This window comes from Burkholderia sp. 4NA327C6 (assembly GCF_005502655.1).
In the GTDB taxonomy this organism is placed as follows: Bacteria; Pseudomonadota; Gammaproteobacteria; order Burkholderiales; family Burkholderiaceae; genus Burkholderia; species Burkholderia contaminans.
Genome location: NZ_SCNZ01000076.1, coordinates 1 through 26,448 on the forward strand (window position 1 = coordinate 1; position 26,448 = coordinate 26,448).

27 protein-coding genes, 1 tRNA gene and 1 pseudogene are annotated in these 26,448 nt (G+C 66.2%); 18 read left to right on the forward strand and 11 right to left on the reverse strand.

Annotated features, from left to right (window positions below):
* Positions 1–115 precede the first annotated feature (115 nt).
* The 4 genes from FFS49_RS39375 to FFS49_RS39385 form a co-directional block, all read right to left on the reverse strand.
* Entirely contained in the window at positions 116–349 is a 234-nt protein-coding gene (locus FFS49_RS39375) for a hypothetical protein (RefSeq protein ID WP_105817794.1), read from the reverse strand.
* Positions 350–601: 252 nt separating this feature from the next.
* Positions 602–763 carry a hypothetical protein gene (locus FFS49_RS42300; RefSeq protein WP_171026908.1) on the reverse strand — a complete coding sequence of 54 codons (162 nt, stop codon included), beginning with the start codon at positions 761–763 and terminating at the stop codon, positions 602–604.
* A gap of 93 nt (positions 764–856) precedes the next feature.
* Complete coding sequence (locus tag FFS49_RS39380) at positions 857–2,638, reverse strand: ATP-dependent helicase (protein WP_105817795.1); 1,782 nt, start codon at positions 2,636–2,638, stop codon at positions 857–859.
* On the reverse strand, positions 2,631–4,409 hold the full coding sequence (locus FFS49_RS39385; RefSeq protein ID WP_105817805.1) for an AAA family ATPase: 1,779 nt from the start codon (positions 4,407–4,409) through the stop codon (positions 2,631–2,633). The genes FFS49_RS39380 and FFS49_RS39385 overlap by 8 nt, the downstream gene beginning before the upstream one ends.
* A gap of 550 nt (positions 4,410–4,959) precedes the next feature.
* Between FFS49_RS39385 and FFS49_RS39390 the strand changes: the two genes are divergently transcribed.
* Positions 4,960–5,034: transfer RNA gene (locus FFS49_RS39390), tRNA-Gly, on the forward strand.
* Positions 5,035–5,166: 132 nt separating this feature from the next.
* Complete coding sequence (gene trmB / locus FFS49_RS39395; RefSeq protein ID WP_039367728.1) at positions 5,167–5,934, forward strand: tRNA (guanosine(46)-N7)-methyltransferase TrmB; 768 nt, start codon at positions 5,167–5,169, stop codon at positions 5,932–5,934.
* A gap of 116 nt (positions 5,935–6,050) precedes the next feature.
* On the opposite strand, the gene FFS49_RS39400 is transcribed toward trmB, so the two are convergent.
* From FFS49_RS39400 to FFS49_RS39410, 3 genes are all read right to left on the reverse strand, one after another.
* Positions 6,051–6,881: an undecaprenyl-diphosphate phosphatase gene (locus tag FFS49_RS39400; RefSeq protein WP_046545097.1), complete on the reverse strand. Its 831-nt coding sequence runs from the start codon at positions 6,879–6,881 to the stop codon at positions 6,051–6,053.
* A gap of 81 nt (positions 6,882–6,962) precedes the next feature.
* Positions 6,963–7,544 carry a DUF1439 domain-containing protein gene (locus FFS49_RS39405; protein ID WP_046545096.1) on the reverse strand — a complete coding sequence of 194 codons (582 nt, stop codon included), beginning with the start codon at positions 7,542–7,544 and terminating at the stop codon, positions 6,963–6,965.
* Positions 7,541–7,855 (reverse strand): YkgJ family cysteine cluster protein, encoded by a 315-nt coding sequence (locus FFS49_RS39410; protein WP_039367777.1) that lies wholly within the window; start codon positions 7,853–7,855, stop codon positions 7,541–7,543. The genes FFS49_RS39405 and FFS49_RS39410 overlap by 4 nt, the downstream gene beginning before the upstream one ends.
* A 172-nt stretch (positions 7,856–8,027) precedes the next feature.
* On the opposite strand from FFS49_RS39410, the gene hemN reads away from it, so the two are divergent.
* The 16 genes from hemN (at position 8,028) to ureG (ending at position 22,720) form a co-directional block, all read left to right on the forward strand.
* Positions 8,028–9,419, forward strand: a complete 1,392-nt coding sequence (gene hemN / locus FFS49_RS39415) for an oxygen-independent coproporphyrinogen III oxidase (RefSeq protein ID WP_105817796.1) — start codon at positions 8,028–8,030, stop codon at positions 9,417–9,419.
* Positions 9,420–9,498: 79 nt separating this feature from the next.
* Positions 9,499–9,756: a hypothetical protein gene (locus FFS49_RS39420; RefSeq protein WP_006488573.1), complete on the forward strand. Its 258-nt coding sequence runs from the start codon at positions 9,499–9,501 to the stop codon at positions 9,754–9,756.
* 104 nt (positions 9,757–9,860) lie between these two features.
* Entirely contained in the window at positions 9,861–10,514 is a 654-nt protein-coding gene (locus tag FFS49_RS39425) for a protein-L-isoaspartate O-methyltransferase (protein WP_039367744.1), read from the forward strand.
* 14 nt (positions 10,515–10,528) lie between these two features.
* Positions 10,529–10,852 carry a rhodanese-like domain-containing protein gene (locus FFS49_RS39430; RefSeq protein ID WP_011351193.1) on the forward strand — a complete coding sequence of 108 codons (324 nt, stop codon included), beginning with the start codon at positions 10,529–10,531 and terminating at the stop codon, positions 10,850–10,852.
* A 430-nt stretch (positions 10,853–11,282) separates the two neighbouring features.
* A complete protein-coding gene (gene urtA / locus FFS49_RS39435) occupies positions 11,283–12,590 on the forward strand; it encodes an urea ABC transporter substrate-binding protein (RefSeq protein WP_105817797.1) in 1,308 nt (435 codons plus the stop codon).
* A 149-nt stretch (positions 12,591–12,739) separates the two neighbouring features.
* Positions 12,740–14,359 (forward strand): urea ABC transporter permease subunit UrtB, encoded by a 1,620-nt coding sequence (urtB, locus tag FFS49_RS39440; RefSeq protein WP_105817798.1) that lies wholly within the window; start codon positions 12,740–12,742, stop codon positions 14,357–14,359.
* A 1-nt stretch (position 14,360) separates the two neighbouring features.
* On the forward strand, positions 14,361–15,548 hold the full coding sequence (urtC, locus tag FFS49_RS39445) for an urea ABC transporter permease subunit UrtC (RefSeq protein WP_039367752.1): 1,188 nt from the start codon (positions 14,361–14,363) through the stop codon (positions 15,546–15,548).
* Entirely contained in the window at positions 15,545–16,402 is an 858-nt protein-coding gene (gene urtD, locus FFS49_RS39450; RefSeq protein ID WP_047850597.1) for an urea ABC transporter ATP-binding protein UrtD, read from the forward strand. Before urtC ends, urtD begins: the two co-directional genes overlap by 4 nt.
* 4 nt (positions 16,403–16,406) lie before the next feature.
* Positions 16,407–17,099, forward strand: a complete 693-nt coding sequence (urtE, locus tag FFS49_RS39455; RefSeq protein WP_039367779.1) for an urea ABC transporter ATP-binding subunit UrtE — start codon at positions 16,407–16,409, stop codon at positions 17,097–17,099.
* Between the two features lie 194 nt (positions 17,100–17,293).
* Positions 17,294–18,169, forward strand: a complete 876-nt coding sequence (locus FFS49_RS39460; RefSeq protein ID WP_105817799.1) for an urease accessory protein UreD — start codon at positions 17,294–17,296, stop codon at positions 18,167–18,169.
* Between the two features lie 236 nt (positions 18,170–18,405).
* Positions 18,406–18,708 (forward strand): urease subunit gamma, encoded by a 303-nt coding sequence (ureA, locus tag FFS49_RS39465; protein WP_006406310.1) that lies wholly within the window; start codon positions 18,406–18,408, stop codon positions 18,706–18,708.
* An 8-nt stretch (positions 18,709–18,716) separates the two neighbouring features.
* The gene (locus FFS49_RS39470; protein WP_039367763.1) at positions 18,717–19,022 is read left to right on the forward strand and encodes an urease subunit beta; all 306 of its coding nucleotides are present in this window, start codon (positions 18,717–18,719) and stop codon (positions 19,020–19,022) included.
* 28 nt (positions 19,023–19,050) lie between these two features.
* Complete coding sequence (gene ureC, locus FFS49_RS39475; protein WP_105817800.1) at positions 19,051–20,757, forward strand: urease subunit alpha; 1,707 nt, start codon at positions 19,051–19,053, stop codon at positions 20,755–20,757.
* Between the two features lie 22 nt (positions 20,758–20,779).
* On the forward strand, positions 20,780–21,388 hold the full coding sequence (ureE, locus tag FFS49_RS39480; protein ID WP_105817801.1) for an urease accessory protein UreE: 609 nt from the start codon (positions 20,780–20,782) through the stop codon (positions 21,386–21,388).
* On the forward strand, positions 21,375–22,055 hold the full coding sequence (locus tag FFS49_RS39485; protein WP_071334892.1) for an urease accessory UreF family protein: 681 nt from the start codon (positions 21,375–21,377) through the stop codon (positions 22,053–22,055). The genes ureE and FFS49_RS39485 overlap by 14 nt, the downstream gene beginning before the upstream one ends.
* A gap of 17 nt (positions 22,056–22,072) precedes the next feature.
* Positions 22,073–22,720, forward strand: coding sequence for an urease accessory protein UreG (gene ureG / locus FFS49_RS39490; RefSeq protein ID WP_105817802.1), 648 nt, complete (start codon positions 22,073–22,075; stop codon positions 22,718–22,720).
* 64 nt (positions 22,721–22,784) lie between these two features.
* Here ureG and waaA read toward each other — a convergent pair whose 3' ends face one another.
* The 4 genes and pseudogenes from waaA to FFS49_RS39510 form a co-directional block, all read right to left on the reverse strand.
* Positions 22,785–24,140: a lipid IV(A) 3-deoxy-D-manno-octulosonic acid transferase gene (gene waaA, locus FFS49_RS39495; RefSeq protein ID WP_105817803.1), complete on the reverse strand. Its 1,356-nt coding sequence runs from the start codon at positions 24,138–24,140 to the stop codon at positions 22,785–22,787.
* 37 nt (positions 24,141–24,177) lie between these two features.
* Positions 24,178–25,062, reverse strand: a complete 885-nt coding sequence (locus tag FFS49_RS39500; RefSeq protein WP_105817804.1) for a Kdo hydroxylase family protein — start codon at positions 25,060–25,062, stop codon at positions 24,178–24,180.
* Positions 25,063–25,096: 34 nt separating this feature from the next.
* Entirely contained in the window at positions 25,097–26,092 is a 996-nt protein-coding gene (gene waaC, locus FFS49_RS39505; protein WP_046545085.1) for a lipopolysaccharide heptosyltransferase I, read from the reverse strand.
* Positions 26,093–26,266: 174 nt separating this feature from the next.
* Positions 26,267–26,448 (reverse strand): annotated as a pseudogene (locus FFS49_RS39510) (phosphomannomutase/phosphoglucomutase); the annotation flags it as partial.

The following is a 26,448-nucleotide window of genomic DNA, read 5'->3' on the forward strand; positions in this document are numbered from 1 at the left end:
GGTGGACTCCTTGCTGTTCGCGGCGCGCATTGCCGCTGCGGGCTACGCCCTTCGCGCTAATGCGCGCCAGCATGAAAAACCAACCACTGTCAGATTTAGTCTAGTCCACCGCACCTCAGGAATTGGGTGGGCGACCGCTGTACGTCGTCCATGCCAATTCGATGAACCCCTCGTCCGCCCCGCCGCCCATCTCGAATCCCGGCACGTCTTCGAGAAGTAGCAGCAGGCTTTCGGCGAAATCTGCTCGCGGGAGGTTGCCGCCGAAGTCTTCGCGCACAGCAGCAGCCAGATCGCAAACCTGCTCGTTGGTCAATGTCCGGAAATTGTTGGGGTATTGGGATTCGTCCATGTGAGGACTATCCCAGCAGTTCAGTGGTCTGCACAACGCAACAGCCAATGACTCGATCTGCGGCGGATTCAACCGGTCGATGCAACACCTCCACTGCTTACGCCCCGTCTAGTGTGTTACATCGACCGGTTGAATCCGCCCCTCGTAGCGGCCATCGAAAACCCGCCCGATACAATGAGCGCTTCAAAAAACCAGTCTGGCCGTCTGCCGTGGCAAGCAGAAGTGAATTGAATAGCCTCTCCTTAAGAGCCTTTATTCCATTACGGACCTGTGCGCAGACAGATCCAGTACCTCTATTTGATCGTATTGGAACTCGAATGGTACAGGTGGCAATCCTGGGCGGCGCATAAAGCGCTGTTCCATTCCGGCGATGATCATATCGGTCAGCCGCTCATTTTTCTCTTTCTTATCCATATCAAGCTATGGGAACCCTTCTCAAATTTGGGCGATGGTTGTTGATGACGTACGGCGTATGTTTTAACACCAGTCCAGCGGAAAGGAGCGATCTCAGGTTTGCTGGCTTCGACGATAGAGTTCGGCAACCCAAGGTGAATGGTTTTTATCTTGATAGACGATGCACAACGCCCTCCTCGCCCGTGTTGCACCGACGTAGAAAAGCCTCCGCGCTTCACGAAGTGCGCGCTCATTTTTCTTATCACGCCAACTGGGGATGTCGCCATCGTTCATGCCGAATAGAATAACGGCATCAAACTCGCGCCCTTTAGCACTATGAAGCGTACTGAGAGTAGCGCGCCCGGTGCCTTCCGCACGGCCCGCAAAGACATTGAGTGGGAGGTCCCGGTCCGTCGCTGGGTCGGTCTTTTTCGTCAGATCGGAGCAGACCTCCCATTCCTGATGAGCGTTGCGGGAAATGGCCTGCCAAGGTCCGATTAGAACCCGGTTCAAGCGTTGCAGCCACGCATGAGCGGTTTCACCTGCACCGATACCCGCGTTAAGGAATGAGATGAGCTGTCGAGACAGCTCCTGTTCTTCAGCATCGGAAGCTCGCCCACCATAGACTATGCCCAAGGCTTGTCCTAGCAATCGGCTGTACGGCGGTTCGGCGTCACGCCATCCGCCAGTAACCCATCCAGCGCAGGCTTCGATGAAACGAGCGAGGCGTGAACTGCGTTTAATCAAAGCATTGGCATCGGTGCGAACAAACGGGGTGCCGACGCTTTCGAGCGCTTCAGCAACCTTATCACCGAGCCAAGCAGCACGATAAAGAATTGCTATTTGCTCCAGCGGGAACCCTTGGCTAAGCAGTGCCGGCAACACTGTTTCGGCAAGATGTTGAGCCTGATGGGCATGATCGCCTTTAGCCGGCCAAAACGAGAGTTCACCCTCAGGCCGATCGTCAAGACCCCGATAATCGCGCTCCTCGCCGAGTGCCCCCATAGACGCCCGGATGATCTTCGCACCTGAACGGTAGTTGAAGCGCAGTCGAATGGTTTCGACTCCAACGCGCTCGGTGAGCTGCAGCAGTAGCGCAGGATTTGCACCTGTGAAGCCATAGATCGACTGATCAGCGTCGCCTACCGCGAACAGGCGTATGCCACCGTCAAAGCAGAGCAAGAGGACCAGTTCGTGCAACGCATGCCCGAGATCCTGATACTCGTCCACAAACAACACGGGAAAGCGTGCTCGCAACGCTTCGCGGATCCAGCGATGAGTTTTAATCATGCGGTACGCGATTAGCGGCATATCGTCGAAGTCTATAAGCCCCCTGTTACGTAACTCGGCCTCGTAAGCCGAGATGAAGTCGGCAAGCTCAGGGTTATCACCCCGCCATGCGTCCGCATCGCGATCGACGTCGCGACGGCGCTTTACCTCCGCAAAGCGCCAGCGCTCTTGCGGATCGCCCGGCTCATCGAAAACGGAGTCGTATGCCGCCTCAACGGCTGCGCGCGCCTGGGCCGGCGTCGCGACACGATAATTCTCTGGCAGAAACCCGCGAATGCAGCGGGCATATGGAGCGATGACTTGAGTCAGGGCGAAACTGTGTACCGTGCCGATGAAATTGCGTTCGCTACCAACGATGCCGAGCTTGGCTAGACGCGTTTCGAGCTCAATGGCGCATTCGTTGTTGTAGGTGATGCAAGCGATCCCGCGTGGATCAATAACATCCTCTACCAGCGTTCTGGCGATCGCTGTAGTCAACGTTTTGGTCTTTCCGCTGCCTGGACCCGCTAAGACGACGCAATGCTCGCGTTTACGGGCTGCGGCATCTTGCTCGGGGTTGGCTTTGAGGTCTGCGAGCGCTCTCGCCACTGCCAGATGGTTAGACACGGGAAGCCACAAAGTTGATGGCTGAAGCGATATATGCCGGTGGCTTCAGACCCGGGAGTCTTTTTGCGAGTTTCGCGCTTAGCCGACCTTTCCCGATGTCGGCGATCATGGACAAGAGGTGCTCCGGAACGACGGGCGTTCCCAAGCGCCAGGCGGCAATTCGAGCCGCGCGCGTCGGTCCAAACCCCTGTTCGTCAAGAATATCAAGCATCGCCTCGCGAAGATTGGGGGCGTTTATGACTGCAACTTCAAAGGTCAAGTCGTTCAGAAAAATGCCATAGGTTTCCCAAATCGCACTGAAGGTAGGAAAATCAGCCGATTCGCACCAAGCACGCTGCTCAGCCGTCAAGGGAACGACTCCCGAAGCGGCGCAGTATGCGTCCCATATTCCAAGCGTCCGCGCCTTTCCAAGTGGCGACTTGGCGCCGGCGATGGGATCCCAATCGGTGACAACCGCGAAAGGCAGGCCAAGACTACCGGCGAGCTTCACGTAGGGCTCGAAATGGACGCCCGCGACATTGCAGACGGTAATGCCGAGCCGATCCAGATCGAGGCCCAACGCCTCGGCAAATCCGGGCAGCAGTGCTTCTTCGGCATCGCCTTCCACGAAGATCACGCCTCGCGCGAAAAGCAGTTCGGATCTCGTAGCGGTCAGATAGCGCTCAATGTCGTCAAGTTCCTCGTTTGTGACCGGCAACTCCGCAAGCGAATAGACTTGCGACGCGCCGTTCACCGATCGCAAGCTCACTATCGAACGGAGCGGCACAACCGCAGCCAATGTCGGGGAATGGCTCGTGACGACAAGTGCCTGTGCCGGGTCAGCTTTTTGAAATAGCTTATCGAATACAGCCCGCTGAAGTTGAGGATGGAGGTGAGCCTCCGGTTCCTCGATACAAAGCAGCGAATAGTTGCGTTCATTCTTGGCACGCCGCCAAGCAAACTCCGCCAATTTCAAAGTGATCAAGGCGACATTCGCAGAGCCCAGGCTTGCCTCAGCAATGCTGCGTTTGCCGTTATCGATGAACATTGCAATTGAACGGAACAATCGAAGCGGATCGGTGGGCGCAAAGCGTAGGCGTGCATCAATGTCATGCGCGCTTCCGGCAAGGTCCAGAATGCCAGCGCGGAGGGAGTCTTCGAGCGCTTTAACCGACGGGAAACTTTCGAGCTTCTTGGTCGCACTTTCAAGCGTGGCAGCAACGCTATCCAGTTCACTACGACTGACTGTCGCCACGGCATCCTCGAGCAATGGGCGCAGCGGTGAGTTGCGCCACGATGCCAGTTGCCCCTCGGCGTCGCGCAACGCGTCGAGCATATCTAGCGCAACCCTGCGACGGACCCGGCTTGGGACGGCTCGGGATTCATCACCCCCACCGAAAACGATGAACTCGCAGTCCTCACCGGATTGTGGAGCGCCAGTGACGTCGGCTCGCTTTCGGTAAACGTAGCTCAGACGCGCTACTTTTGGATCGGCTGCCGTACGGAAGTCAGTGAGCAATGCAACCAGCGCGTCGTCGCCGTCGAATTCGGCGAAATCGAGATGCACTTCAATCTGCGGATTTTGGGTTAGGTCACAACCATCCCAAAAATCGGAGAGCTTCAGTTGCCTTGCGGAGTCGGGCAGCGTCGGATCGAGGACAAGCCGAATGGCAAACAGGAGATTGCTTTTCCCAACACGATTCTCGCCCAGCAGCACAACATTACCGACGAGCGGGACATCGATTCCCGCGAAATTTCGGAAGTTCCGAACGGTCAACCTTGCTAAGCGCACGCCACCCTCCCTTGGTCCCATCGCTCCCGGCCGTCAGCCTCTGCGCGCGGCTATCTCCGACAGTTGAAATTGGTAATTAATTTACCATTGGACAATAGGGCTAAATTACTCAAGAAGGCAAGTGACTCTGCTTGTGAATTCGGAAGCTCATCAACAGTTGGGGATGTGTACCGGTTTATGGCGGCACAGCAAAGTCGGCCGGAAGTAGCGAAGCGCTCGGTCATCGCTCGCAATTCTGGCTTGCTCACGCTTGCACTAGCTCGCCCATGCCGCGGAAATACTCCACCCCAGAGTTACCGGTACGGTTATCGCAGACCCAGAGACTTGGATTGCCGCCTTTGGGCGCCCCGCCGATTGGCCGGTCTCCGGCGCACAACTAACGCCTGAAGGTCTGCGTGCAGATATTGGCGAAGGGCCGCTCCTGGCCGCACTCGGCCTGCCACCCCAGCGACGCCACCGCTCCAGCATCGAGCGATGCCAGTCTCGCTGCCACCTCCCAAAACCTCCCCCTTGCCATCCTCCCCCGAACCCCTGTAGAATTGCGCGTTCTGCGGGCGTCGTATAATGGCCATTACCTCAGCTTCCCAAGCTGATGACGTGGGTTCGATTCCCATCGCCCGCTCCACTTTCCGGCTGCATCGCAGCCTGCGCATGAGCCGCCTCGTCGAAGGCGGCTTTTTTGTACCATGTGCCGGTTCCCCCGGCGCACCGCTGCGCAACGGGCCCTCGCCCGCAACCGAGCCTTTCTCTGTCACCGATGATGCACGACGATCCGAACGAAGCCGGCCTGCCGCCGCACGACGACGCCATTCCCGACGAAGCCGCCGAAGGCGCCGACGCAGTCAATCCGCTGCACCACCGCCGCATCCGCAGCTTCGTGACGCGCGCCGGCCGCGTATCGACCGGCCAGCGCCGCGCGATGGACGAACTCGGGCCGCGCTTCGTGGTGCCGTATGCGCCGGAGTTGCCCGACTGGAACGCGGTGTTCGGCCGCAGCGCACCGCGCATCCTCGAGATCGGCTTCGGGATGGGCGCATCGACCGCGGAAATCGCCGCGAACCGCCCCGGCGACGACTTCCTCGGCGTCGAGGTGCACGAACCGGGCGTCGGCGCACTGCTGAAGCTGATCGGCGAGCAGGATCTGTCGAACATCCGCATCATCCAGCACGACGCGGTCGAAGTGCTCGAGCACATGCTCGCGCCGGAAAGCCTCGACGGCGTGCACATCTTCTTCCCCGACCCGTGGCACAAGGCGCGCCACCACAAGCGCCGGCTGATCCAGCCGCCGCTCGTCGCGCATCTCGCGTCGCGCCTGAAGCCCGGCGCGTACATTCACTGCGCGACCGACTGGCAGAACTACGCGGAACAGATGCTCGAAGTGCTCGGCGCGGAGCCGACGCTCGAAAACACGGCCGCCGACTACGCGCCGCGCCCCGACTACCGCCCGGTGACGAAGTTCGAACGGCGCGGGCTGCGGCTCGGCCACGGCGTGTGGGACCTGGTGTTCCGCAAGCGCGCAGGCTGAGCCCTCCCGCCGAGTCGGGCGCACGCCGCCCTGCTCCGGACAAGAAAAAGCCCGACCGGCCTGTGCCGATCGGGCTTTTTCTTTTCATGCGAGGCGCGCCGGCCTTCGTGTTCGCGTCACGCCCAGTTCAGCCAGCCGCTGTACCCGACCAGCAGCACGAACAGCCCGAACGCGATCCGGTACCACGCGAACACCGTGAAGTCGTGCGTCGCGACGTAGCGCAGCAGCCAGCGCACGCACACGAACGCGCTGACGAAAGCCGCGACGAGCCCGAGCGCGAACAGGCCGAGCGAATCGACGGTGAACGCCTGCCAGTCCTTGACGGTTTCATAGAGCGTCGCGCCGAAGATGATCGGGATCGCGAGGAAAAACGAGAATTCGGTGGCCACGCGCCGGTCGAGGCCGAACAGCATCCCGCCGATGATCGTCGAGCCCGAGCGCGACATGCCGGGAATCAGCGCAAAACACTGCGCGATGCCGACCTTCAGCGCATCGAGCGGCGTCAGCGCATCGACCGACACCACGCGCGGCGGCTCGCTGCGCTCGCGCTGCCGCGCCTCGGCCCACAGGATGATCGCGCCGCCCACGACGAGCGCGAACGCAACGGGGACCGGCGAGAACAGCACGGCCTTGATCTTCTTCTCGAACAGGAGGCCGAGCGCAATGGCGGGAATCGTCGCGATCACGACGTTCAGCGTGAAGCGCCGCGCGTCGGGCCGGCTCGGCAGCCCGGACACGATGGACGCGATCCGTTGCCGGTATTCCCAGCAGACCGCGAGGATCGCGCCGAACTGGATCACGACGTCGAACGTCTTCGCGTGCGAATCGTTGAAATTCAGGAAGCTGCCCGCGACGATCAGGTGACCGGTGCTCGACACCGGCAGGAATTCCGTCAGCCCCTCGACGACGCCGAGGATCAAAGCCTTGCAGATCAGGATCCAGTCCATCCGTGGCCCAACTCCGAAATGGTCGAATGAATGGGCCACTCTTCCGCGCGCGGCCCCCCTCCGGCCGAGCGCGGTTCGTCGTCATTTTTCGACGATCGCCACGCGTATGCCGTTTGTAAGAATCGTAATTGTACCGGGTTCGTAGTTCACCCCGGCAAATTGCAGTTGTTCGGGCTTGAACGTATAGATCGGATAGTTGGTCAGCAACTGCGTCGCGAGCAGGCCGGCGGCCGCGCCGACCTGCTGCGCGTACATCTGCGCGTCGCCGTCGAGCGCGAGGCTGTCGACGGCCGGCGACCTCAGCACGACCGAGCGGCTCGGCGCGTCGTAAGCCAGCTGGCCCGACACGGTGAACTTGCCGCTGACGGGCGCGCGCAGGAAGGGGCTCACGAAGTGCGCGTCGAGCTGCACGGCCACGCGGTTCTGGTCGGGCAGCAGGTTGACGGCCGGGTTCGCGAGCGACACGTCGACGACCTGCGCGACCGTCTTCTGGTACGGGAACTTGCGCGCGACGGCTTTCTGCACGTCACCGCGCGAGAACGTGTAGTGATCGGGGATGAACGGGAACGTCGACGCACACGCGGCGAGCGAGAGCGTCACGCCGATGGCGCCGACGGTTGCGGCGAGAAAACGGCGCCGGCCGGGCGCGCAAGATGCGGTCATGCTGAACACTCTCCTGGTTGCGACGGCCGCGTCGCGGCCTCGAGACGCGTGAGCCACGCGAGCGCGTCGCCGCGCGACGCGCCGCACATGTCCGCGGCCGGCTGCAGCCCGGAACAGCACGCGGGCCGCTCGGGGCGGCCGAAGATCCGGCAGCGCAGATCGTCGCCGAGCTGCACGCAGCGCACGCCGGCGGGCTTGCCGTCGGGCATGCCGGGAATCGGGCTGGAAATCGACGGCGCGATGCAGCACGCACCGCAGCCCTCGCGGCACGCATGCGGCGGCGGGACGGCTGACGCCGGGCGGACAGGCAATTCGACGGACACTCGGCTCTCTCGAACGAACAACAAAAAACGGTGCGGCAACCGGACGCGGTGCCGGCAGCCCCACCCCGCATTGTGCCATCGCCGGCTGCGACGTTATTACACAATGCAGCCGAATCGCGCGTTTATATACTCGAAAGCATCTAAAAAGCGCGAGATCATCATGCGTTCCGGTTCTGCCGACACATTGTTCCGTCCCGATTTGCTCGCGAAATACGGCGCGAACGGGCCGCGCTATACGTCGTATCCCACCGCGCTGCAGTTCCGCGACGATTTCGACCCGACCGACTATGTCCGTGCGGCAAGCGACCCCGGCGCATCGTCGAGCGAGCTGTCGCTGTACTTCCACATTCCGTTCTGCAACACCGCGTGCTTCTACTGCGGCTGCAACAAGATCGCGACCAACAACCACCGCCGCGCGCGCCCGTATCTCGACCAGCTCAAGCGCGAGATGGCGCTGCAGGCCGCGCTGTTCGATCCCGCGCGCCCGGTCACGCAGCTGCACTGGGGCGGCGGCACGCCCACCTTCCTGTCCGACGATGAAACGGCCGAGCTGATGGCGGCCACGCGCGAGCACTTCGCGCTCGCGCCGGATGCCGACGCCGAGTTCTCGATCGAGATCGACCCGCGCACGGTCACGCCCGCGACGCTCGTCCACCTGCGCAACATCGGCTTCAACCGGCTGAGCCTCGGCGTGCAGGATTTCGATCCGGTCGTGCAGCAGGCGATCAACCGCATCCAGCCGCTGGCGATGACGGCCGACCTGCTCTCCGCCGCGCGCGCGACGGGCTTCCACTCGGTGAGCGTCGACCTGATCTACGGGCTGCCGCACCAGACCGTCTCCGTGTTCGCGCGCACGCTGGAAACGATCATCGAACTCGCCCCCGACCGGCTGTCGGTGTTCGGCTACGCGCACATGCCGCACCTGTTCAAGATGCAGCGGCAGATCGACGACGCGACGCTGCCGCCGCCGGAAACGCGCATCGCGCTGCTCGGCCTCGCGATCGACATGCTGACGTCGGCCGGCTACGTGTACATCGGGATGGACCACTTCGCGCGGCCGTCCGACGAACTCGTGCGGGCGCAGCGCAACGGCACGCTGCAGCGCAATTTCCAGGGCTACAGCACGCGCGCGGATACCGATCTCGTCGGGTTCGGCGTGTCGTCGATCGGCAAGGTCGGCGACGTCTACGCACAGAACGCGAAGGACCTGCCCGCCTACGGCGCCGCGCTCGACGCGGGCCGGCTCCCGATCGCGCGCGGCGTGCGGCTCACGCCCGACGACCGGCTGCGCCGCGACGTGATCACGCAACTGATGTGCAACCTCGACCTGCCGTTCTCGCACGTCGAGGCCGCGCACGGCATCCGCTTCGCCGATCATTTCGCGCGCGAACTCGACGCGCTGCGCCCGTTCGAGCGCGACGGGCTGCTGACGATCGCGGCCGACCGCCTGACGATCCATCCGGCCGGCCGGATGGTCGTGCGCAACATCGCGATGGCATTCGACGCGTATCTCGGCCAGACGCCGCAGCAGCGCTACTCGCGCACGGTCTGAGGCCGACGAGCCCGGCCGGCCGCACGCGGGCGGCCGGTTTGATACAGTGTGGGGCTTACGCTCCGCCAGAATCCGCACGATGCGCACCACCAAAGCGACCCACGCGGTCGAACGCCTGAAGACCCGCTCCGGCAACCCGCAATTCGCGGCCGTCGCGATGGCGGGCGGCCTGTTCTATCTCGTCGACCGCTCCGGCGGCACCGCCGAGAAGCGCTGCGAGCCGCTACCGCTCGACGAGTTCGTCAAGTTCGTCGACGAATTTGGCCCCAAAAAGCCGCGCAAGGCGAGCAAGCTCGATCTCGCGTTCGAGGCGCAGATCAAGAAGAGCAAGGGGTAAAGGTCTGTTGCAGGCCGCCTGAAGGCTTCGCGGCCGCCCCGTTTGGTACAATCACGAAGTTTCTCTATCCCCGCTGATGGCCGACCAGGCTGCGTGACCACACCATGAATATCGAAAACGCGCGTTTCAACATGATCGAACAACAGATCCGGCCGTGGGACGTGCTGGATCTCGACGTCCTGGGACTGCTGTCGATCGTCAAGCGTGAAAACTACGTTCAGGCCGAATACCGCGATCTCGCGTTCGCCGACCTCGAACTGCCGCTGCCGGGTGGCGGCAAGATGCTGTTCCCGCGCGTCGAAGCGCGCGTGCTGCAGGAGCTGACGGTCAAGAAGCACGAGAACGTGCTCGTGATCGGCGCCGGCTCGGGCTACCTGGCCGCGCTGTTCGCGCACCGCGCGCAGCACGTGACGGCCGTCGAGATCGACCCGACCAACGCGAAGTTCGCGGAAGACAACCTGCGCAACGACGGCGTGACCAACGCGGAAGTCGTGCTCGGCGACGGTTCGCGCGGCTGGGCCGGCAAGGCGCCGTATGACGTGATCTGCGTCGCGGGCGGCCTGCCCGTCGTGCCGCAGGAAATGCTCGAACAGCTGAAGGTCGGTGGCCGCCTCGCGGCATTCGTCGGCGGCCGTCCGGTAATGAAGGCGCAGATCATCACGCGCATCGACGACAAGCAGTACCGCGTCGCCGACGTGTTCGAAACGTACATCGACCACCTCGTCAACGCGATCGAGCCGTCGCGCTTCAAGTTCTGAGCGGCGGAGCCCCCATGCAGATCCTGACGGCCGCGATGCTCGCGGAATGGCTCGGCGACAAGGCGCGCCCCGCGCCGGTCGTGCTCGACGTGCGCGAACCGTGGGAAATCGCGACCGCGCACATCGCCGGCAGCGTGTCGATCCCGATGCAGCAGATTCCCGCGCGCAGCGAAGAGCTCGACGACGAAGCGGAAATCGTCTGCGTGTGCCATCACGGGATGCGCAGCGCGCAGGTCGCGATGTTCCTCGAATCGCGCGGCTTCACGAAGCTGTACAACCTGCAAGGCGGGATCGACGCGTGGTCGCGCGACGTCGATCCGTCCGTGCCGCGTTACTGATCCTGCCCGCGGCGCATCACGCGCCGCCTCGCCGACCGGCACCCTGCCGCCGGCCGCACTGATCCCCCGAACGGGCACGCATCGCGTGCCCGTTTCTCTTTTCCGCTCCGGTTCATCACTTCGACGGCACTGCGCTGCGCCCGCGCCCTGCCCGCGTGATGTGAAGTCGTGGTGCACGACGGTTCCAGCCCGATGCGCAGGCTCAGGCACCGGAACGGGGAACCGCGACCGTGCACCATTTATGCCCGCGAACCTGCACCGCGACGGACCGCGCATGCTGCACGACGCGTCATCCGCACCGTCACGACGCCCCGCACCGCCCCGCGCAGGCACGCCGGACGTGCATCCGCACGACTGGCACATGCCTTGCGTTACTCGTTGGCCGACGCCTTCAAGGCGCACGCATATCCAACACGTCAAGGGGAACCCGATGAAACGTCGCAGTCTGTTGAAGTTCGGTTCGATGGCCGGCGCACTCGCGCTCGCGGGCAAGAGCCCGTTCGTCCACGCGGCCGACGCGGGCACCGGCCCGATCAAGATCGGCATCCTGCACTCGCTGTCGGGCACGATGGCGATCTCGGAGACGTCGCTGAAGGATACCGCGCTGATGACGATCGCCGACATCAACAAGAGCGGCGGCGTGATGGGCCGCAAGCTCGAGCCCGTGGTGGTCGATCCCGCGTCGAACTGGCCGCTGTTCGCGGAGAAGGCGCGCCAGTTGCTCACGCAGGACAAGGTCGCGTGCGTGTTCGGCTGCTGGACGTCGGTGTCGCGCAAATCGGTGCTGCCGGTGTTCGAGGAACTGAACGGGCTGCTCTACTACCCGGTGCAGTACGAAGGCGAGGAAATGTCGCGCAACGTGTTCTACACGGGCGCGGCGCCCAACCAGCAGGCGATCCCGGCCGTCGAGTACCTGATGAGCGCGGAAGGCGGCGGCGCGAAGCGCTTCTTCCTGCTCGGCACCGACTACGTGTATCCGCGCACGACCAACAAGATCCTGCGCGCGTTCCTGAAATCGAAGGGCGTGAAGGACGCGGATATTCAGGAGGTCTACACGCCGTTCGGCCATAGCGACTATCAGACCATCGTCGCGAACATCAAGAACTTCTCGCAAGGCGGCAAGACGACCGTGATCTCGACGATCAACGGCGACTCGAACGTGCCGTTCTACAAGGAGCTCGGCAACCAGGGGATCAAGGCGACCGACGTGCCGGTCGTCGCGTTCTCGGTCGGCGAGGAAGAACTGCGCGGGATCGACACGAAGCCGCTCGTCGGCCACCTCGCCGCGTGGAATTACTTCATGTCGGTGAAGAACCCGACCAACACGAAGTTCAAGGACCAGTTCGCCGCGTGGGTGAAGGCGAACAACCTGCCGGGCGGCGCGAAGCGCGTGACCAACGACCCGATGGAAGCGACCTACGTCGGCATCCACATGTGGAAGCAGGCCGTCGAGAAGGCGAAGAGCACCGACGTCGACAAGGTGCGCGTCGCGATGATCGGCCAGACCGTCGCCGCGCCGTCGGGCTTCACGCTCGCGATGGACGGCAACCATCACCTGCACAAGCCGGTGATGATCGGCGAAATTCGCGGCGACGGGCAGTTCAACGTGGTGTGGAAGACCAAGACCGCGGTGCGCGCGCAACCGTGGAGCCCGTTCATCGCCGGCAACCAGGGCAAGCCGGACATCGTCACGTCGATCCCGGCCTTCCTGCGCCGGCAGCGCGCGGCGCTCGCCTGATGCCGGGCGGTACGTCGCGTATCACGCGCGACGTACCGCTCGCACGCCGATGCCGAACCCGCTGCGCGGGCCGCGCTCGCCGTGATGAACCGCCCGCGCCCGCGCATCGCCGCACGCATCCGCTTCCCCACGCCCGACAGGATTTCCCGATGCCTACACGCTTTCGCCGAGCCGCCGTCGCGATCGTCGCGTGCGCCGCCCTCGCAGGCGGGCTGCCGCACGCCGCGTTCGCGCTGACGGCTACCGATACCGCAGCGCTCGCCGGCGACGACTTCGACGCGAAGACGGCCGCGATCGAACGGCTCGCCGCCGACTCCGATCCGCGCGCCGTCGCGGTGCTCAACGCACTGTCGACCGGCGACGCGCTCGCGACCGGCGACGGCCGCCTGCTGATCCAGACCGGCGACACCGCGCGCGATGCGCTCACGCAGGCCGCGACGCCGGCCGGCGACGCGCAGCCGGTGATGCTGAACAACCTGCTGCGCACGAAGATCACGGGCGCGCTGTCGGGGCTCGCGCTCGCATCGCCCGACATCGCCGCACGCCGCGACGCGATCGATGCGTTGCTGAAATCGCCCGACCCGGCGCTCAAGCCGATGATCGACCGCGCGCGTGCAAAGGAAACCGACCCCGCGCTGAAGCGCCGCCTCGACGCACTATGGGCGATCGCCGCGCTGCACGATGCCGATCCGGCGAAGCGTCTCGAAGCCGTGCAGGTGGTGGCCGCGCGGCACGACCTCGACATGATCGAGCAGTTGCGCCCGCTCGTCGCGAAGAACGCCGACGGCAGCTATGCGGAGCCCGACGCGCGCGTACGCGACGCCGCGCAGCAAGGTCTCGACGCACTGCATTCGCTGCAGCGCCGCGGCGAAATTGTCGGCACGCTGTTCGCCGGACTGTCGCTCGGCAGCGTGCTGCTGCTCGCCGCGCTCGGCCTCGCGATCACGTACGGGCTGATCGGCGTGATCAACATGGCGCATGGCGAATTCCTGATGATCGGTGCGTACGCAACCTATGTCGTGCAGACGCTGATCCAGCGCTATGCGCCCGGTGCGTTCGACTGGTATCCGCTCGTCGCGGTGCCGGTGTCGTTCGTGACGGCCGCGCTCGTCGGCATCGTGCTCGAGCGGCTCGTGCTGCGGCACCTGTACGGCCGCCCGCTCGAAACGCTGCTCGCCACCTTCGGCGTGAGCCTGATCCTGATCCAGGCGACGCGGATGCTGTTCGGCGCGCAGAACGTGCAGGTCGTGAACCCGTCGTGGATGAGCGGCGGCGTGACCGTGATGCAGAACCTGATCCTGCCGTACAACCGGCTCGCGATCCTCGCCTTCGCTCTCGCAGTCGTATTCGTCGCATGGGCCGTGCTGACGAAGACGCGGCTCGGCCTGTTCGTGCGCGCCGTCACGCAGAACCGCCGGATGGCCGCGTGCGTCGGCGTGAAGACCGCGCGCGTCGATGCGTATGCATTCGCGTTCGGCGCGGGCATCGCGGGCCTCGGCGGCTGCGCGCTGTCGCAGATCGGCAACGTGGGCCCCGACCTCGGCCAGAACTACATCATCGATTCGTTCATGGCGGTCGTGCTCGGCGGCGTCGGGCAAATCGCCGGCACCGTGCTCGGCGGCTTCGGGCTCGGCCTCGCGAGCAAGGCGATCGAGCCGTTCTGGGGTGCCGTGCTCGCGAAGATCGCGGTGCTGGTGATGATCGTGCTGTTCATCCAGAAACGTCCGCAGGGCATGTTTGCCCCGAAGGGCCGCAGTGCGGAGGCTTGACGTGACTTCAACCACCCACTCGTTGTCAAACCCCACCGTCGACTCGCCGAAGCCGGCCGCTGCCGCACGCGCGGCAGACGGTTTCGCGCTCGGCCTGCCGCCCCGCCCCGCGCTGCTGTCGCGGCGCGCATGGCTCGCGCTGATCGCGCTGTGCATCGCAATCGGCATCGGCGTGCCGCTCGCCGCGCTCGTCGCGCCCGAGTCGAGCGCGTTCCATCTGTCCGCGTATGCGATGACGCTCACCGGCAAGCTGATGTGCTACGCGATCGCCGCGCTCGCGCTCGATCTCGTCTGGGGCTACTGCGGGATCCTGAGCCTCGGCCACGGGCTGTTCTTCGCGCTCGGCGGCTATGCGATCGGCATGTACCTGATGCGCGAGATCGGCCGCGACGGCAAGTACGGCAGCGACCTGCCCGACTTCATGGTGTTCCTCGACTGGCACCAGTTGCCGTGGTACTGGAGCGGCACGCAGCATCTCGCGTGGGCGCTCGCGCTCGTCGTGCTCGTACCGGCCGTGCTCGCATGGGTGTTCGGCTTCTTCACGTTCCGCTCGCGCGTGAAGGGCGTGTACCTGTCGATCATCACGCAGGCCATGACGTTCGCGGCGATGCTGCTGTTCTATCGCAACGAGACTGGCTTCGGCGGCAACAACGGCTTCACCGACTTCAAGCGCATCGCGGGCTTCGCGATCACGTCGCCCGGCACGCGCACGGTGCTGTTGCTGCTGACGTTCGCGACGCTCGTGCTCGCGTTCATCGCCGCGCGCGCGATCGTCACCAGCAAGCTCGGGCGCGTCGTCACCGCGGTGCGCGACGGCGAGACGCGGCTGATGTTCCTCGGCTACAGCCCGCTTGCGTACAAGCTGTTCGTATGGACCGTGTCGGCCGTGCTGTGCGGCATCGCGGGCGCGCTGTACGTGCCGCAGGTCGGCATCATCAATCCCGGCGAGATGTCGCCCGGCAACTCGATCGAGATGGCGATCTGGGTCGCGGTGGGCGGGCGAGGCACGCTGATCGGGCCGATCGTCGGCGCGTTCGCGGTGAACGGCGCGAAGAGCCTGTTTACCGCGTACTTCGCCGAATACTGGCTGTTCTTCCTCGGCCTGATCTTCGTGCTCGTGCCGCTGCTGCTGCCGCGCGGGATCATGGGCCTCGTCGAAACCGTGCTCGCGAAGGGGAAACGCGCATGAACGGAACGGCCCTCTACCAATTCACGCCGCCGCCCGAGGACGAAGGGCTGGCCGTCAGCGGCACCGCGTCGATGGGGCGCGTGGTGCCGCCCGGCATCGACACGTCGCACGGCACGATCCTCTACCTCGAGGATATCGAGGTGAGCTTCGACGGCTTCCGCGCGCTGAAGAAGCTGTCGCTCGCGATCGACGCGGGCGAGCTGCGCTGCGTGATCGGCCCGAACGGCGCAGGCAAGACGACGATGATGGACGTGATCACCGGCAAGACACGCCCCGACGCGGGCAAGGTGTTTCTCGGCCAGACGATCGACCTCGCGCGGATGAACGAGCCCGAGATCGCACGCGCGGGCATCGGCCGCAAGTTCCAGAAGCCGACCGTGTTCGAACAGCATCCGGTGTGGGAGAACCTCGAGCTCGCGATGCAGACCGACAAGGGCTGGCTCGCGTCGCTGCGCGCGCGGCTCGACCGCACCGCGCAGGCGAAGATCGAGGAGACGCTCGCGCTGATCGGCCTCGAAAGCCAGGCCTTTCGCGCGGCAGGCGAGCTGTCGCACGGGCAGAAGCAGCGGCTCGAGATCGGCATGCTGCTGATGCAGCGCCCCGCGCTGCTGCTGCTCGACGAGCCCGCGGCCGGCATGACCGACCACGAGACGATGGAACTCGCCGAGCTGCTGAACACGTTGCGCGGTACCTGTTCGATGATGGTCGTCGAGCACGACATGGAATTCGTCGCGGCGCTCGCGGGCGACACCGGCCGCGTGACGGTGATGGCCGAAGGCGCGGTGCTCGCGCAAGGCACGCTCGACCAGGTCAAGCGCGACGACGCGGTGATCGAGTCTTACCTTGGACGATGATGCGATGCTGAAGATCGATGCACTGAACCAGTACTACGGCGGCAGCCACATCCTGCGCAACGTGAGCCTCGCCGCCGACGACGGCAAGCTCACCGTGCTGCTCGGCCGCAACGGCGTCGGCAAGAGCACGCTGCTGCGCTGCCTGATGGGCGTCGTCGCCGCGAAGAGCGGCAGCGTGTCGTGGCGCGGCACGGCGCTCGGCGCGATGCCGCCGTATGCGCGCGTCGCGGCCGGGCTCGCCTACGTGCCGCAGGGCCGCGACATCTTTCCGCGGCTGACCGTCGAGGAGAACCTGCTCGTCGGCGCGGCGAGCCGCAAGGCGCCATCGAAGGTGCCCGATCGCATCTACGACCTGTTCCCGGTGCTGAAGGACATGCGCGCGCGGCGCGGCGGCGACCTGTCGGGCGGCCAGCAGCAGCAGCTCGCGATCGGCCGTGCGCTGATGAGCGAACCGCAGTTGCTGATCCTCGACGAGCCGACCGAAGGCATCCAGCCGTCGATCATCCAGGACATCGGCCGCACGCTGCGCCAGCTCGTCGACGAATCGAAGATGACCGTGCTGCTCGTCGAGCAGTATTACGACTTCGCCCGATCGATCGCCGACCGCTACTGGGTGATGAGCCGCGGCGAGATCGTCGCGGGCGGCGACGCGCACGAGATGGAAGCGAACGGCGTGCGCGAGCTGATCGCGGTGTAGCGGGACACGCGGCTCGGGGCGGCGTCGCTTCCGGCCATCGATCCGGCGCCTCGTCGAACGGCACATGTCGGTCTCACGCCGGCAAAACGGCACGGCGCGGGATCGGCGTTGCCACGCCCTGCAACGCGGGTACCGAAGGGTATATTGTTGCGGTAGCATCCTCGTTCACCGCGCCCGTCCCCTGTTTCCCGCCGATGTCCGCCCCAGATTCCCATGCCCCGCTGTCCCGCCCCGCCGTCGCCAAGTCGTGGCGCGGCCGCCTCGAACTCGGCTTCGAGCGGCACGGCGCGCGCACGACGCTCGCGCACCGGCTGCACGACGGCCCGTTGCGCGTGCAGAGGCCGCTGTATCCGGAAGGCGACGCGATCTGCCACGCAGTGATCGTCCACCCGCCGGGCGGCGTCGCGGGCGGCGACCGGCTCGACATCGACATCGCGCTCGGCGACGGCACGCACGCGGTGCTGACGACGCCCGGCGCGACCAAGTGGTACAAGTCGAACGGGCTGGACGCGACACAGCGCATCGGCATCACGGTCGGCGAGCACGCGAAGCTCGACTGGCTGCCGCAGAACAACCTGTTCTTCGACTCGGCGCATGCTTCGCTCGATTTCACGGTCAAGCTCGGCGCGGGCGCCAGCGCGATCGGCTGGGACGCGTCGCAGCTCGGCCGACAGGCGGCCGGCGAAACCTGGTCGGCGGGCCGCATCGCGTCGACTTCGGCGCTCGTCGATGCCGACGGCCGGCCGCTGTGGACCGAGCGCGCACTGCTCGATGCACACGACCCGCTGCGCGGCGCGCTGCAGGGTCTCGCCGGTTTCCCCGCGTACGGCACGCTGTGGGCCGCCGGCGCCGCGTGCGACGCCGCGCTCGCCGAATCGCTCGCCGCGCGGATGCCGTTCGATGGCACGCTACGCGCGGGCGCGACCTGCGTGACGCCGGGCGTCGTGCTGGTTCGCGCGCTGTCGACGTCGATGGAAGCGCTGCAACGGCACTTCACCGAGTGCTGGCTGCATCTGCGGCCGATCGTGCACGGCGTCGACGCACGGCCGCTGCGCCTCTGGCAAACCTGAGCGCGGCGGCGCCACGCACCGTTTCGGCGCAGTGTCGCGGCGGGCGCTGCACGTTGCCCATGCATCGCGCACCACGATTGCGCATCGCGCTGCGTTTCATGCACATGGCACGCGCCTTGCTCCTTACATAACCGATACACGACGCACGCAAAACAGCGCGGTGCTACGATGAACCGCGCGTTCGCCCCGTTGCGCGCGCACCGATAAAAATTACGTTTTCCTGAACGTCTGCCTTCATGAAACTGACTCCCCGCGAGAAGGACAAGCTGCTGATCTTCACGGCGGCGCTGCTGGCCGAGCGCCGCCGCGCACGCGGCCTGAAGCTCAACTATCCGGAGGCGGTCGCCTTCATCACCGCTGCGCTGATGGAAGCCGCGCGCGACGGCAAGACGGTCGCCGAAGTGATGCATTACGGCACGACGCTGCTCACGCGCGACGACGTGATGGACGGCGTGCCGGAGATGATTCCCGACATCCAGGTCGAGGCGACCTTCCCCGACGGCACGAAGCTCGTGACCGTCCATCACCCGATTCCGTGAGGCCCCGCATGATCCCCGGCGAAATCCTCACCGACGACGGCGAACACGAACTGAACGCGGGCCGAGCGACGCTGACGCTCGTCGTCGCGAACACCGGCGACCGCCCGGTGCAGGTCGGCTCGCACTACCACTTCTTCGAAGTCAACGACGCGCTGTCGTTCGATCGCGCGGCCGCACGCGGCTTTCGCCTGAACATCGCGGCCGGCACCGCGGTGCGCTTCGAGCCGGGCCAGACGCGCACCATCGAGCTGGTCGCGCTCGCGGGCGATCGGGCCGTCTATGGTTTTCAGGGCAAGGTGATGGGGCCGCTGTAAGCCGCGCCCCGCTCTTCAGGAACAGCACATGACACTACGCTTGAGCCGCCGCGCGTACGCGGAAATGTTCGGGCCGACGACGGGCGACCGCGTCCGGCTCGCCGATACCGAACTGCTGATCGAGATCGAACGCGACTACACGACCTACGGCGAGGAAGTGAAATTCGGCGGCGGGAAGGTGATCCGCGACGGGATGGGTCAGTCGCAGCGCGTGGCCGCCGACGTGCCCGACACGATCATCACGAACGCGGTGATCCTCGATCACTGGGGCATCGTGAAGGCCGACATCGCGATCAAGCACGGCCGCATCGCCGCGATCGGCAAGGCCGGCAACCCGGACATTCAACCGGGCGTGACGATCGCGATCGGCGCGGCAACCGAAGTGATCGCCGGCGAAGGACTGATCGTGACGGCCGGCGGCATCGACACGCACATCCACTTCATCAGCCCGCAGCAGATCGACGAGGCGCTCGCGTCGGGCGTCACGACGATGCTCGGCGGCGGCACGGGGCCGGCGACCGGCACCAACGCGACGACCTGCACGCCGGGCCCGTGGCACATGGAGCGGATGCTGCAGGCCGCCGACGGCTGGCCGATCAACCTCGGCTTCCTCGGCAAGGGCAATGCGAGCCTGCCGCAGCCGCTCGTCGAGCAGATCGCGGCCGGCGCGATCGGGCTGAAGCTGCACGAGGACTGGGGCACGACGCCCGCGGCGATCGACAACTGCCTGTCCGTCGCCGACGACACCGACACGCAGGTCGCGATCCACACGGATACGCTGAACGAAGGCGGCTTCGTCGAATCGACGGTCGCCGCGTTCAAGGGCCGCACGATCCACACGTACCACACCGAAGGCGCGGGCGGCGGCCATGCGCCCGACATCCTGAAGGTGTGCGGCGAGATGAACGTGCTGCCGTCGTCGACCAACCCGACGCGCCCGTACACGATCAACACGCTCGACGAGCACCTCGACATGCTGATGGTGTGCCATCACCTCGATCCGTCGATCGCCGAGGATCTCGCGTTCGCCGAATCGCGCATTCGCCGGGAGACGATCGCGGCCGAGGACATCCTGCACGATCTCGGCGCGCTGTCGATGCTGTCTTCCGACTCGCAGGCGATGGGCCGCGTCGGCGAAGTGATCATCCGCACCTGGCAGACCGCGCACAAGATGAAGGTGCAGCGCGGCGCACTGCCGGAAGACAGCACGCACAACGACAACTTCCGCGCGAAGCGCTACGTCGCGAAGTACACGATCAACCCCGCGCTCACGCACGGCATCGCGCATGAAGTCGGCTCGATCGAGCCGGGCAAGTGGGCCGACCTCGTGCTGTGGGAACCCGCGTTCTTCGGGATCAAGCCGTCGATGATCCTGAAGGGCGGGATGATCGCGATGGCGCAGATGGGCGATCCGAACGCGTCGATCCCGACGCCGCAGCCGGTCCACTATCGCGAGATGTTCGCCACCCGCGGCGGTGCGCTCGCGCGCACGTCGCTGACCTTCGTGTCGCAGATGGCCGCCGATGCGGGCATCGCTGAGCGCTACGGCCTCGCGAAGCGGATCGTGCCGGTGCGCAACTGCCGCAACGTGACGAAGGCCGACATGATCCACAACGCGTGGCGCCCGTCGATCAGCGTCGATCCGGAAACCTACGACGTGATCGCCGACGGCCAGTTGCTCACCTGCGAACCGGCCACGGTGCTGCCGATGGCGCAGCGCTATTTCCTGTTCTGATCCGATTGCCGGTTTTCGATTCATGCGCACCCTCGACAAACGCATTGCCCCGAACGTGAAACTCGCCGCGTCGCTCGTCGCGCGCGCACCGACGCTCACGCTCGCCTACGACGCCCGCTGCAAGAGCCGCCTCGCGGCGACGCTCGACACCGGCGAGGAGGTCGCGGTCCTGCTGCCGCGCGGCACGATCCTGCGCGACGGCGACGTGCTCGTCGCCGACGACGGCGCACTCGTGCGCATTGCCGCGGCGCCCGAGACCGTGCTGCGCGTGCGCGCGGCCGATCCGCTCACGCTGATGCGCGCCGCATACCATCTCGGCAATCGTCACACGCCGGTCGAGATCGGCGACGGCTACCTGAAGCTCGAAGCCGACCCGGTGCTCGCGGACATGTTGCGCCGCCTCGGCACGCAGGTCGAGGAGACCCTCGCACCGTTCCAGCCGGAAGCCGGCGCGTACGGCGGCGGCCACAAGCACGGGCACGATGCGACGTTCGCCGAGGATTACGCACTCGCGCAGCAGGTGTTCGGCGAGCATCACGGCCACTCGCATTCGCACGATCACGATCACGATCACGATCATCAGCATGGTCCCGGCTGCACGCACGGCCACCACGGTCATGACCACCACTGAGCTCGTCGCGCTGCTGCACCTCGCGTCGCCCGCGCTGCCGATCGGCGCGTTCAGCTATTCGCAGGGGCTCGAAGCGGCACTCGACGCGAACCTGATCCACGACGCGGATACCGCGCGCGACTGGATCGCGAGCGGCCTGACCGACGTGCTCGCGCACGGCGAGCTGCCGTTCCTCGCGCACCAGCTCGCGCGCTGGCACGCGCACGACGCGCCGGCACTCGCCGCCGAGAATGCGTGGTTCATCGCGAGCCGCGAATCGGCGGAACTGCGCCGCGAGACCGAACAGATGGGCTGGTCGCTCGCGCAGCTCTGCGCGTCGCTCGAATGGGGCGATGCCGAGCGCCGCGCGACGCTCGCGGCGATTGCGCCGATCGCGCTGCCCACCGCATTCGCATACGCGGCCGCCGCGCACGACGCGAGCGCCGATGCGGTGCTCGCCGCTTATGCATTCGGCTGGGTCGAGAACCAGACGTCCGCCGCGCTGAAGGCCGTGCCGCTCGGCCAGCTCGCCGGGCAACGCATCATCGTCGCGCTGCGCGGTGCGATCGACGCGGCCGTGCGCCGCGCGCTCGCGACCCCGCCCGACGCCGTCAACACGTTCGCGCCGCAGCTCGGCATCCTGTCCGCGCGGCACGAAACCCAGTATTCGCGGTTGTTCCGCTCCTGAACCCGACGCTACCCGCCATGAACGCACCTGCTCCCTCCTCCGCCCGCCGCACGAAGAAACTGCCGCCGCTGCGCGTCGGCATCGGCGGCCCCGTCGGCTCCGGCAAGACCACGCTGCTCGAAATGCTGTGCAAGGCGATGCGCGACAAATACGACCTCGTCGCGATCACCAACGACATCTATACGAAGGAAGACCAGCGCCTGCTGACGGTCGCGGGCGCGCTGCCCGAGGAACGCATCATGGGCGTCGAGACGGGCGGCTGCCCGCACACGGCGATTCGTGAGGATGCGTCGATCAACCTCGAGGCCGTCGACCGGATGCTGTCGCGCTTTCCCGATGCCGATATCGTGTTCATCGAATCGGGCGGCGACAATCTCGCGGCGACCTTCAGCCCCGAGCTGTCGGACCTGACGATCTACGTGATCGACGTCGCGGGCGGCGAGAAGATTCCGCGCAAGGGCGGCCCCGGCATCACGAAGTCCGACCTGCTCGTGATCAACAAGACGGATCTCGCGCCGCTGGTCGGCGCGAACCTCGACGTGATGGCGTCCGACACGAAGAAGATGCGCGGCGAGCGGCCTTTCGTGATGACGAACCTGAAGGCGCTCGAAGGCGTCGCGGACGTGATCGCGTTCATCGAGAAGAAGGGTTTGCTGACGGTCTGAGCAGCGCGGCGGCGCCATACGGTTGCCGCCACGCATGCTCCCGGCGGCATGGGGCCGCCTTCGCCTAGTCGTCGGAAGGGTCCTGCGCGTCCTGCAGTGCGCGCACGCCGCGTTCGGCGGGCGGCAGCAGTGCCGCGAGCACGTCGACCGTGCGCGCGGTCGCGCCGCGGTGACGCGACGCGAATGCGGCGCCGGCCGCGCCCATTGCGATACGCCGCGCCTTGTCGGCGAACAGCGCATCGAGCACGTGCGCGAGATCGAGCGGATCCTCGACCTGCAGCGCAGCGCCGGCCGCGACCGCGTCGGCGGTCGCCTGCGTGAAGTTGAACACGTGCTTGCCGATCAGCACGGGCACGCCGACCGCGCATGCCTCGATCAGGTTCTGGCCGCCGAGCGGCAACAGGCTGCCGCCGATGAACGCGATGTCGGCCGCCGCGTAATACGCGCCGAGCTCGCCCATCGAATCGCCGAGCAGCACCGTCACGTCCTCCGGCAGCGGCTCGGCAGCCGGCCGGCCAGACGCGAGCGCGGCCTTGTCCGCCGCCCACACCGAGCGTCGCACGCACTTGAGCCCGCTGCGCTCAATGAGCGCCTCGACCTCGGCGAAACGCTGCGGATGACGCGGCACGAGCACCAGCAGCGCGCCGGGCGTGCGCATGGCCGCAAAGGCCTGCAGCACCAGCGCCTCCTCGTTCTCGCGCGTGCTCGCAGCCACCCATACGGGCCGCGCGCCGATCGCGTCGCGCCACGCATGGCCGCGCGCCGCGAGTTCCGGCGGCGTCGTCATGTCGAACTTCAGGTTGCCGAGCACGGTCACGTTGCGCGCACCGAGCGACGTCAGCCGCTCCGCATCGGCCGGGCTCTGCGCGAGCACGCGCGAGAAGCCGCCGAACACGTCGTGCGTCGCCGCGCCGAACTTCGAGGCACGCCGGAACGAACGCGCGGACATGCGCGCATTGGTCAGCACCAGCGGCACGTCCGCACGGCGGCACTCGTCGATCAGCGTCGGCCACACTTCGGTTTCCATCACGAGGCCGAGCGTCGGCCGCCACGCGTGCAGGAAACACCGCACCGCGCCGGGCATGTCGTACGGCAGGTAGCAGCGCAGCACGCGATCGCCGAAGATCTGTTCGCCGGTCGCACGGCCGCTCGGCGTCATGTGCGTGAGCAGGATGCGCGCATCGGGTCGGGCGTGCATCAGCGCGTCGATCAACGGCTGCGCCGCGCGCGTCTCGCCGACCGATACCGCATGCACCCAGATCAGCGGCGCACGGTCGTCGCGCGAGCGGCCCGTCACGTGGCCGAAGCGTTCGCCGATGTGCTCGCGATAGCCGCGCTCCTTGCGCGAGCGCACATAGAGCCGGATGACGGCGATCGGTGCGACGAGCCACCACAGCGCGCGATAGATCACCCTCAGCATGCGGCGACCCTCGTGTTGCAACGGAGAAGTGGCGCGCTCAAACCAGCGACCTGCCCGTCAGGCGTTCGAGGATGCCGAGCGGCGCGCATTCGCGGCGGACCATCGCGTCGACCGGCAGGAAGAAGGTCTGTTCGAGCATGAACTGGCCGGACATCACAGCGTGCGAAGTCTGATCGGAGAAACATATCCACACGCAGCCCGGCGGGAACGGCATCGTCTCCTGCGGGCTCGTCTTCTGGTAGTCGAGATCGGCCTTCATGCTGTCGTGCAGGTTCAGCATCAGGTGGTCGTACGCGCTGCGCGGCGACTTCGTCACGTGCAGCAGGTTCAGCAGCCACGCCGAACCCGGGAATTGCGGCCGGATCTTCGGCAGGAAACGCTTCGCGACGTCCTCGAACGGCTCGCCGACGCGCCATACGCGCGGCACGCCGGCCGGGTTCACGTTCGTGAACACGCGCAGGATGCGCTCGCCGTAGTTGGGCCGCGACGGGAACGCGTCGACGTGCAGCCGGCTGTCGTCCTTGCGCCACGACGTCTGGCGCGTCTCGACCTGCATCAGCCGCAGGCTCGTCGGCGCGACGCGCAGCTTGCCGCGGTATTCGGGAAAGAGGCCGTCGACGAGCGTGCCGGCCTGCTGCTGGAAGCGCGCGACGAGCGCGCGCACCGCCGACTGCGTGACGCTGTCGCCGAGCACGCCGGCGAGCGCGCCGCCGTTCGGCGCGAGGCTGATGTTCTTGCGTTTCGGATCGGCGAGCGCCGGATCGAGCAGCGCTTCCTCGCCGCCCTCGATCGCGAAGCGCAGGTGCGGGAAATACAGCACCTTGCCCTCCTCGACGGCGGCCAGCAGCTGCTCGCGCGGCGCCGACAGGTTGTGTCCGCTCCAGTCGGCGGACGGGACTTCGATGATCTGGGATTCGCTCATGGTCGGTTCGCGTGGGTTCGCGCGTGTGTCAGCGTTACAGGAGACCGAAGCCCGCGAGCGCCGACTTCACCTGCGCGATCGACGGGGGTTGCCCCGCCGTGCCGAGATTGACGACGTTCGGCGACCAGTAGCCGCCGGTGCGCCAGGCCGTCGCGAAATTGTACAGTTCGACCGTCGGACGCTTCAGCGCGGCCGCGATGTGAACCAGACCTGTATCAACCCCGACCGTCGCGGCCGCGCCGTCGATCAGACCGACCACGGCCGGCAGCGACAGCTTCGGCGGCACGATTGCCGCATCGCCGAATTCCTTCGCCAGCCGCTCGCTGGTCGCGCGCTCCGCGTCGTTGCCCCACGGCAGCACGAGCGACGCGCCGCGCCGCACGAGGGCCTGCCCGAGCTCGATCCACGCTGCGTCCGGCCATTGCTTGTCGGCACGCGACGTCGCATGGACGAACACCACGTACGGCACCGGCAGGTTCAGGCCGAGCGCGGCCACCGCGAGCGCCGCCGCGCGCGTATCGAGGCCGAAGTCGACCGGATCGGCCGGCGTCGGCGCCGGGTCGCCCAGCGCGGCCGCGACGAGTTGCCGCGAGCGCTCGACGACGTGCGTGCGCGGCGCGATCGGCACGCGCTTGCGATAGAAGAAGCGCACGGGCCACTCGTAGCCGGCGCCGTCGGTGCGGTTGCCGAGCCCGACGAGCGGGCCGCGCGCCCAGCTCGCGACCCAGGCCGTCTTGATGAGGCCCTGGCAGTCGATCACGAGGTCGTACTGCTCGGCCGCGAGGCGCTGGCGGAACGCGCGGATCTCGCGCCAGGTAGCGCCCGAGAACGGCTTCTTGCGCCAGCGGCGCAGCGAGAACGGCAGCACGTTGCGCACGCCGTCGACGAGCTTGACCAGGTCGACGAAGCTTTCCTCGACAAGCCAGTCGATCTGCGCATCGGGGTGGCGGCGCCGGATATCGGCGATCACCGGCATGTTGTGCACGACGTCGCCCAGCGACGACACGCGCACGATCAGGATCTTTTGCACGCTGAAAAAACGCCGGCAGGCAGCCGGCGACAGACATAAAGGGGGGATTTTATCCCGGCCGACGGGCCGGACAGACAAAAAGCGGCCGCACGCCTGTGGCGTGCGCCGCTTTTCGGGGATGGCGCGACGATCGGACTCACCGTCGCGCCGGTGGCGGCCCGAGGCCGCCCACGCTCAGAACGGCAGCTTGACGTCCGGCTTCGCGGCCGTCAGCACGCGGCGGAAGTCCTCCTGGATGCGCTCGAGCCCTTCCTGCGTCTCCGACTCGAAGCGCATCACGACCACCGGCGTCGTGTTCGACGAACGCGCGAGGCCGAAGCCGTCCGGGTACTCGACGCGCAGGCCGTCGATCGTCA

Bases quoted from the DNA above. Each gene is read 5' to 3' on its own strand.
- FFS49_RS39375 (WP_105817794.1), bottom strand. From the start codon at position 349: ATGGACGAATCCCAATACCCCAACAATTTCCGGACATTGACCAACGAG.
- FFS49_RS42300 (WP_171026908.1), bottom strand. From the start codon at position 763: ATGGATAAGAAAGAGAAAAATGAGCGGCTGACCGATATGATCATCGCC.
- trmB (WP_039367728.1), top strand. From the start codon at position 5,167: ATGATGCACGACGATCCGAACGAAGCCGGCCTGCCGCCGCACGACGAC.
- FFS49_RS39400 (WP_046545097.1), bottom strand. From the start codon at position 6,881: ATGGACTGGATCCTGATCTGCAAGGCTTTGATCCTCGGCGTCGTCGAG.
- FFS49_RS39405 (WP_046545096.1), bottom strand. From the start codon at position 7,544: ATGACCGCATCTTGCGCGCCCGGCCGGCGCCGTTTTCTCGCCGCAACC.
- hemN (WP_105817796.1), top strand. From the start codon at position 8,028: ATGCGTTCCGGTTCTGCCGACACATTGTTCCGTCCCGATTTGCTCGCG.
- FFS49_RS39420 (WP_006488573.1), top strand. From the start codon at position 9,499: ATGCGCACCACCAAAGCGACCCACGCGGTCGAACGCCTGAAGACCCGC.
- FFS49_RS39425 (WP_039367744.1), top strand. From the start codon at position 9,861: ATGAATATCGAAAACGCGCGTTTCAACATGATCGAACAACAGATCCGG.
- FFS49_RS39430 (WP_011351193.1), top strand. From the start codon at position 10,529: ATGCAGATCCTGACGGCCGCGATGCTCGCGGAATGGCTCGGCGACAAG.
- urtA (WP_105817797.1), top strand. From the start codon at position 11,283: ATGAAACGTCGCAGTCTGTTGAAGTTCGGTTCGATGGCCGGCGCACTC.
- urtB (WP_105817798.1), top strand. From the start codon at position 12,740: ATGCCTACACGCTTTCGCCGAGCCGCCGTCGCGATCGTCGCGTGCGCC.
- urtD (WP_047850597.1), top strand. From the start codon at position 15,545: ATGAACGGAACGGCCCTCTACCAATTCACGCCGCCGCCCGAGGACGAA.
- urtE (WP_039367779.1), top strand. From the start codon at position 16,407: ATGCTGAAGATCGATGCACTGAACCAGTACTACGGCGGCAGCCACATC.
- FFS49_RS39460 (WP_105817799.1), top strand. From the start codon at position 17,294: ATGTCCGCCCCAGATTCCCATGCCCCGCTGTCCCGCCCCGCCGTCGCC.
- ureA (WP_006406310.1), top strand. From the start codon at position 18,406: ATGAAACTGACTCCCCGCGAGAAGGACAAGCTGCTGATCTTCACGGCG.
- FFS49_RS39470 (WP_039367763.1), top strand. From the start codon at position 18,717: ATGATCCCCGGCGAAATCCTCACCGACGACGGCGAACACGAACTGAAC.
- ureC (WP_105817800.1), top strand. From the start codon at position 19,051: ATGACACTACGCTTGAGCCGCCGCGCGTACGCGGAAATGTTCGGGCCG.
- ureE (WP_105817801.1), top strand. From the start codon at position 20,780: ATGCGCACCCTCGACAAACGCATTGCCCCGAACGTGAAACTCGCCGCG.
- FFS49_RS39485 (WP_071334892.1), top strand. From the start codon at position 21,375: ATGACCACCACTGAGCTCGTCGCGCTGCTGCACCTCGCGTCGCCCGCG.
- ureG (WP_105817802.1), top strand. From the start codon at position 22,073: ATGAACGCACCTGCTCCCTCCTCCGCCCGCCGCACGAAGAAACTGCCG.
- waaA (WP_105817803.1), bottom strand. From the start codon at position 24,140: ATGCTGAGGGTGATCTATCGCGCGCTGTGGTGGCTCGTCGCACCGATC.
- FFS49_RS39500 (WP_105817804.1), bottom strand. From the start codon at position 25,062: ATGAGCGAATCCCAGATCATCGAAGTCCCGTCCGCCGACTGGAGCGGA.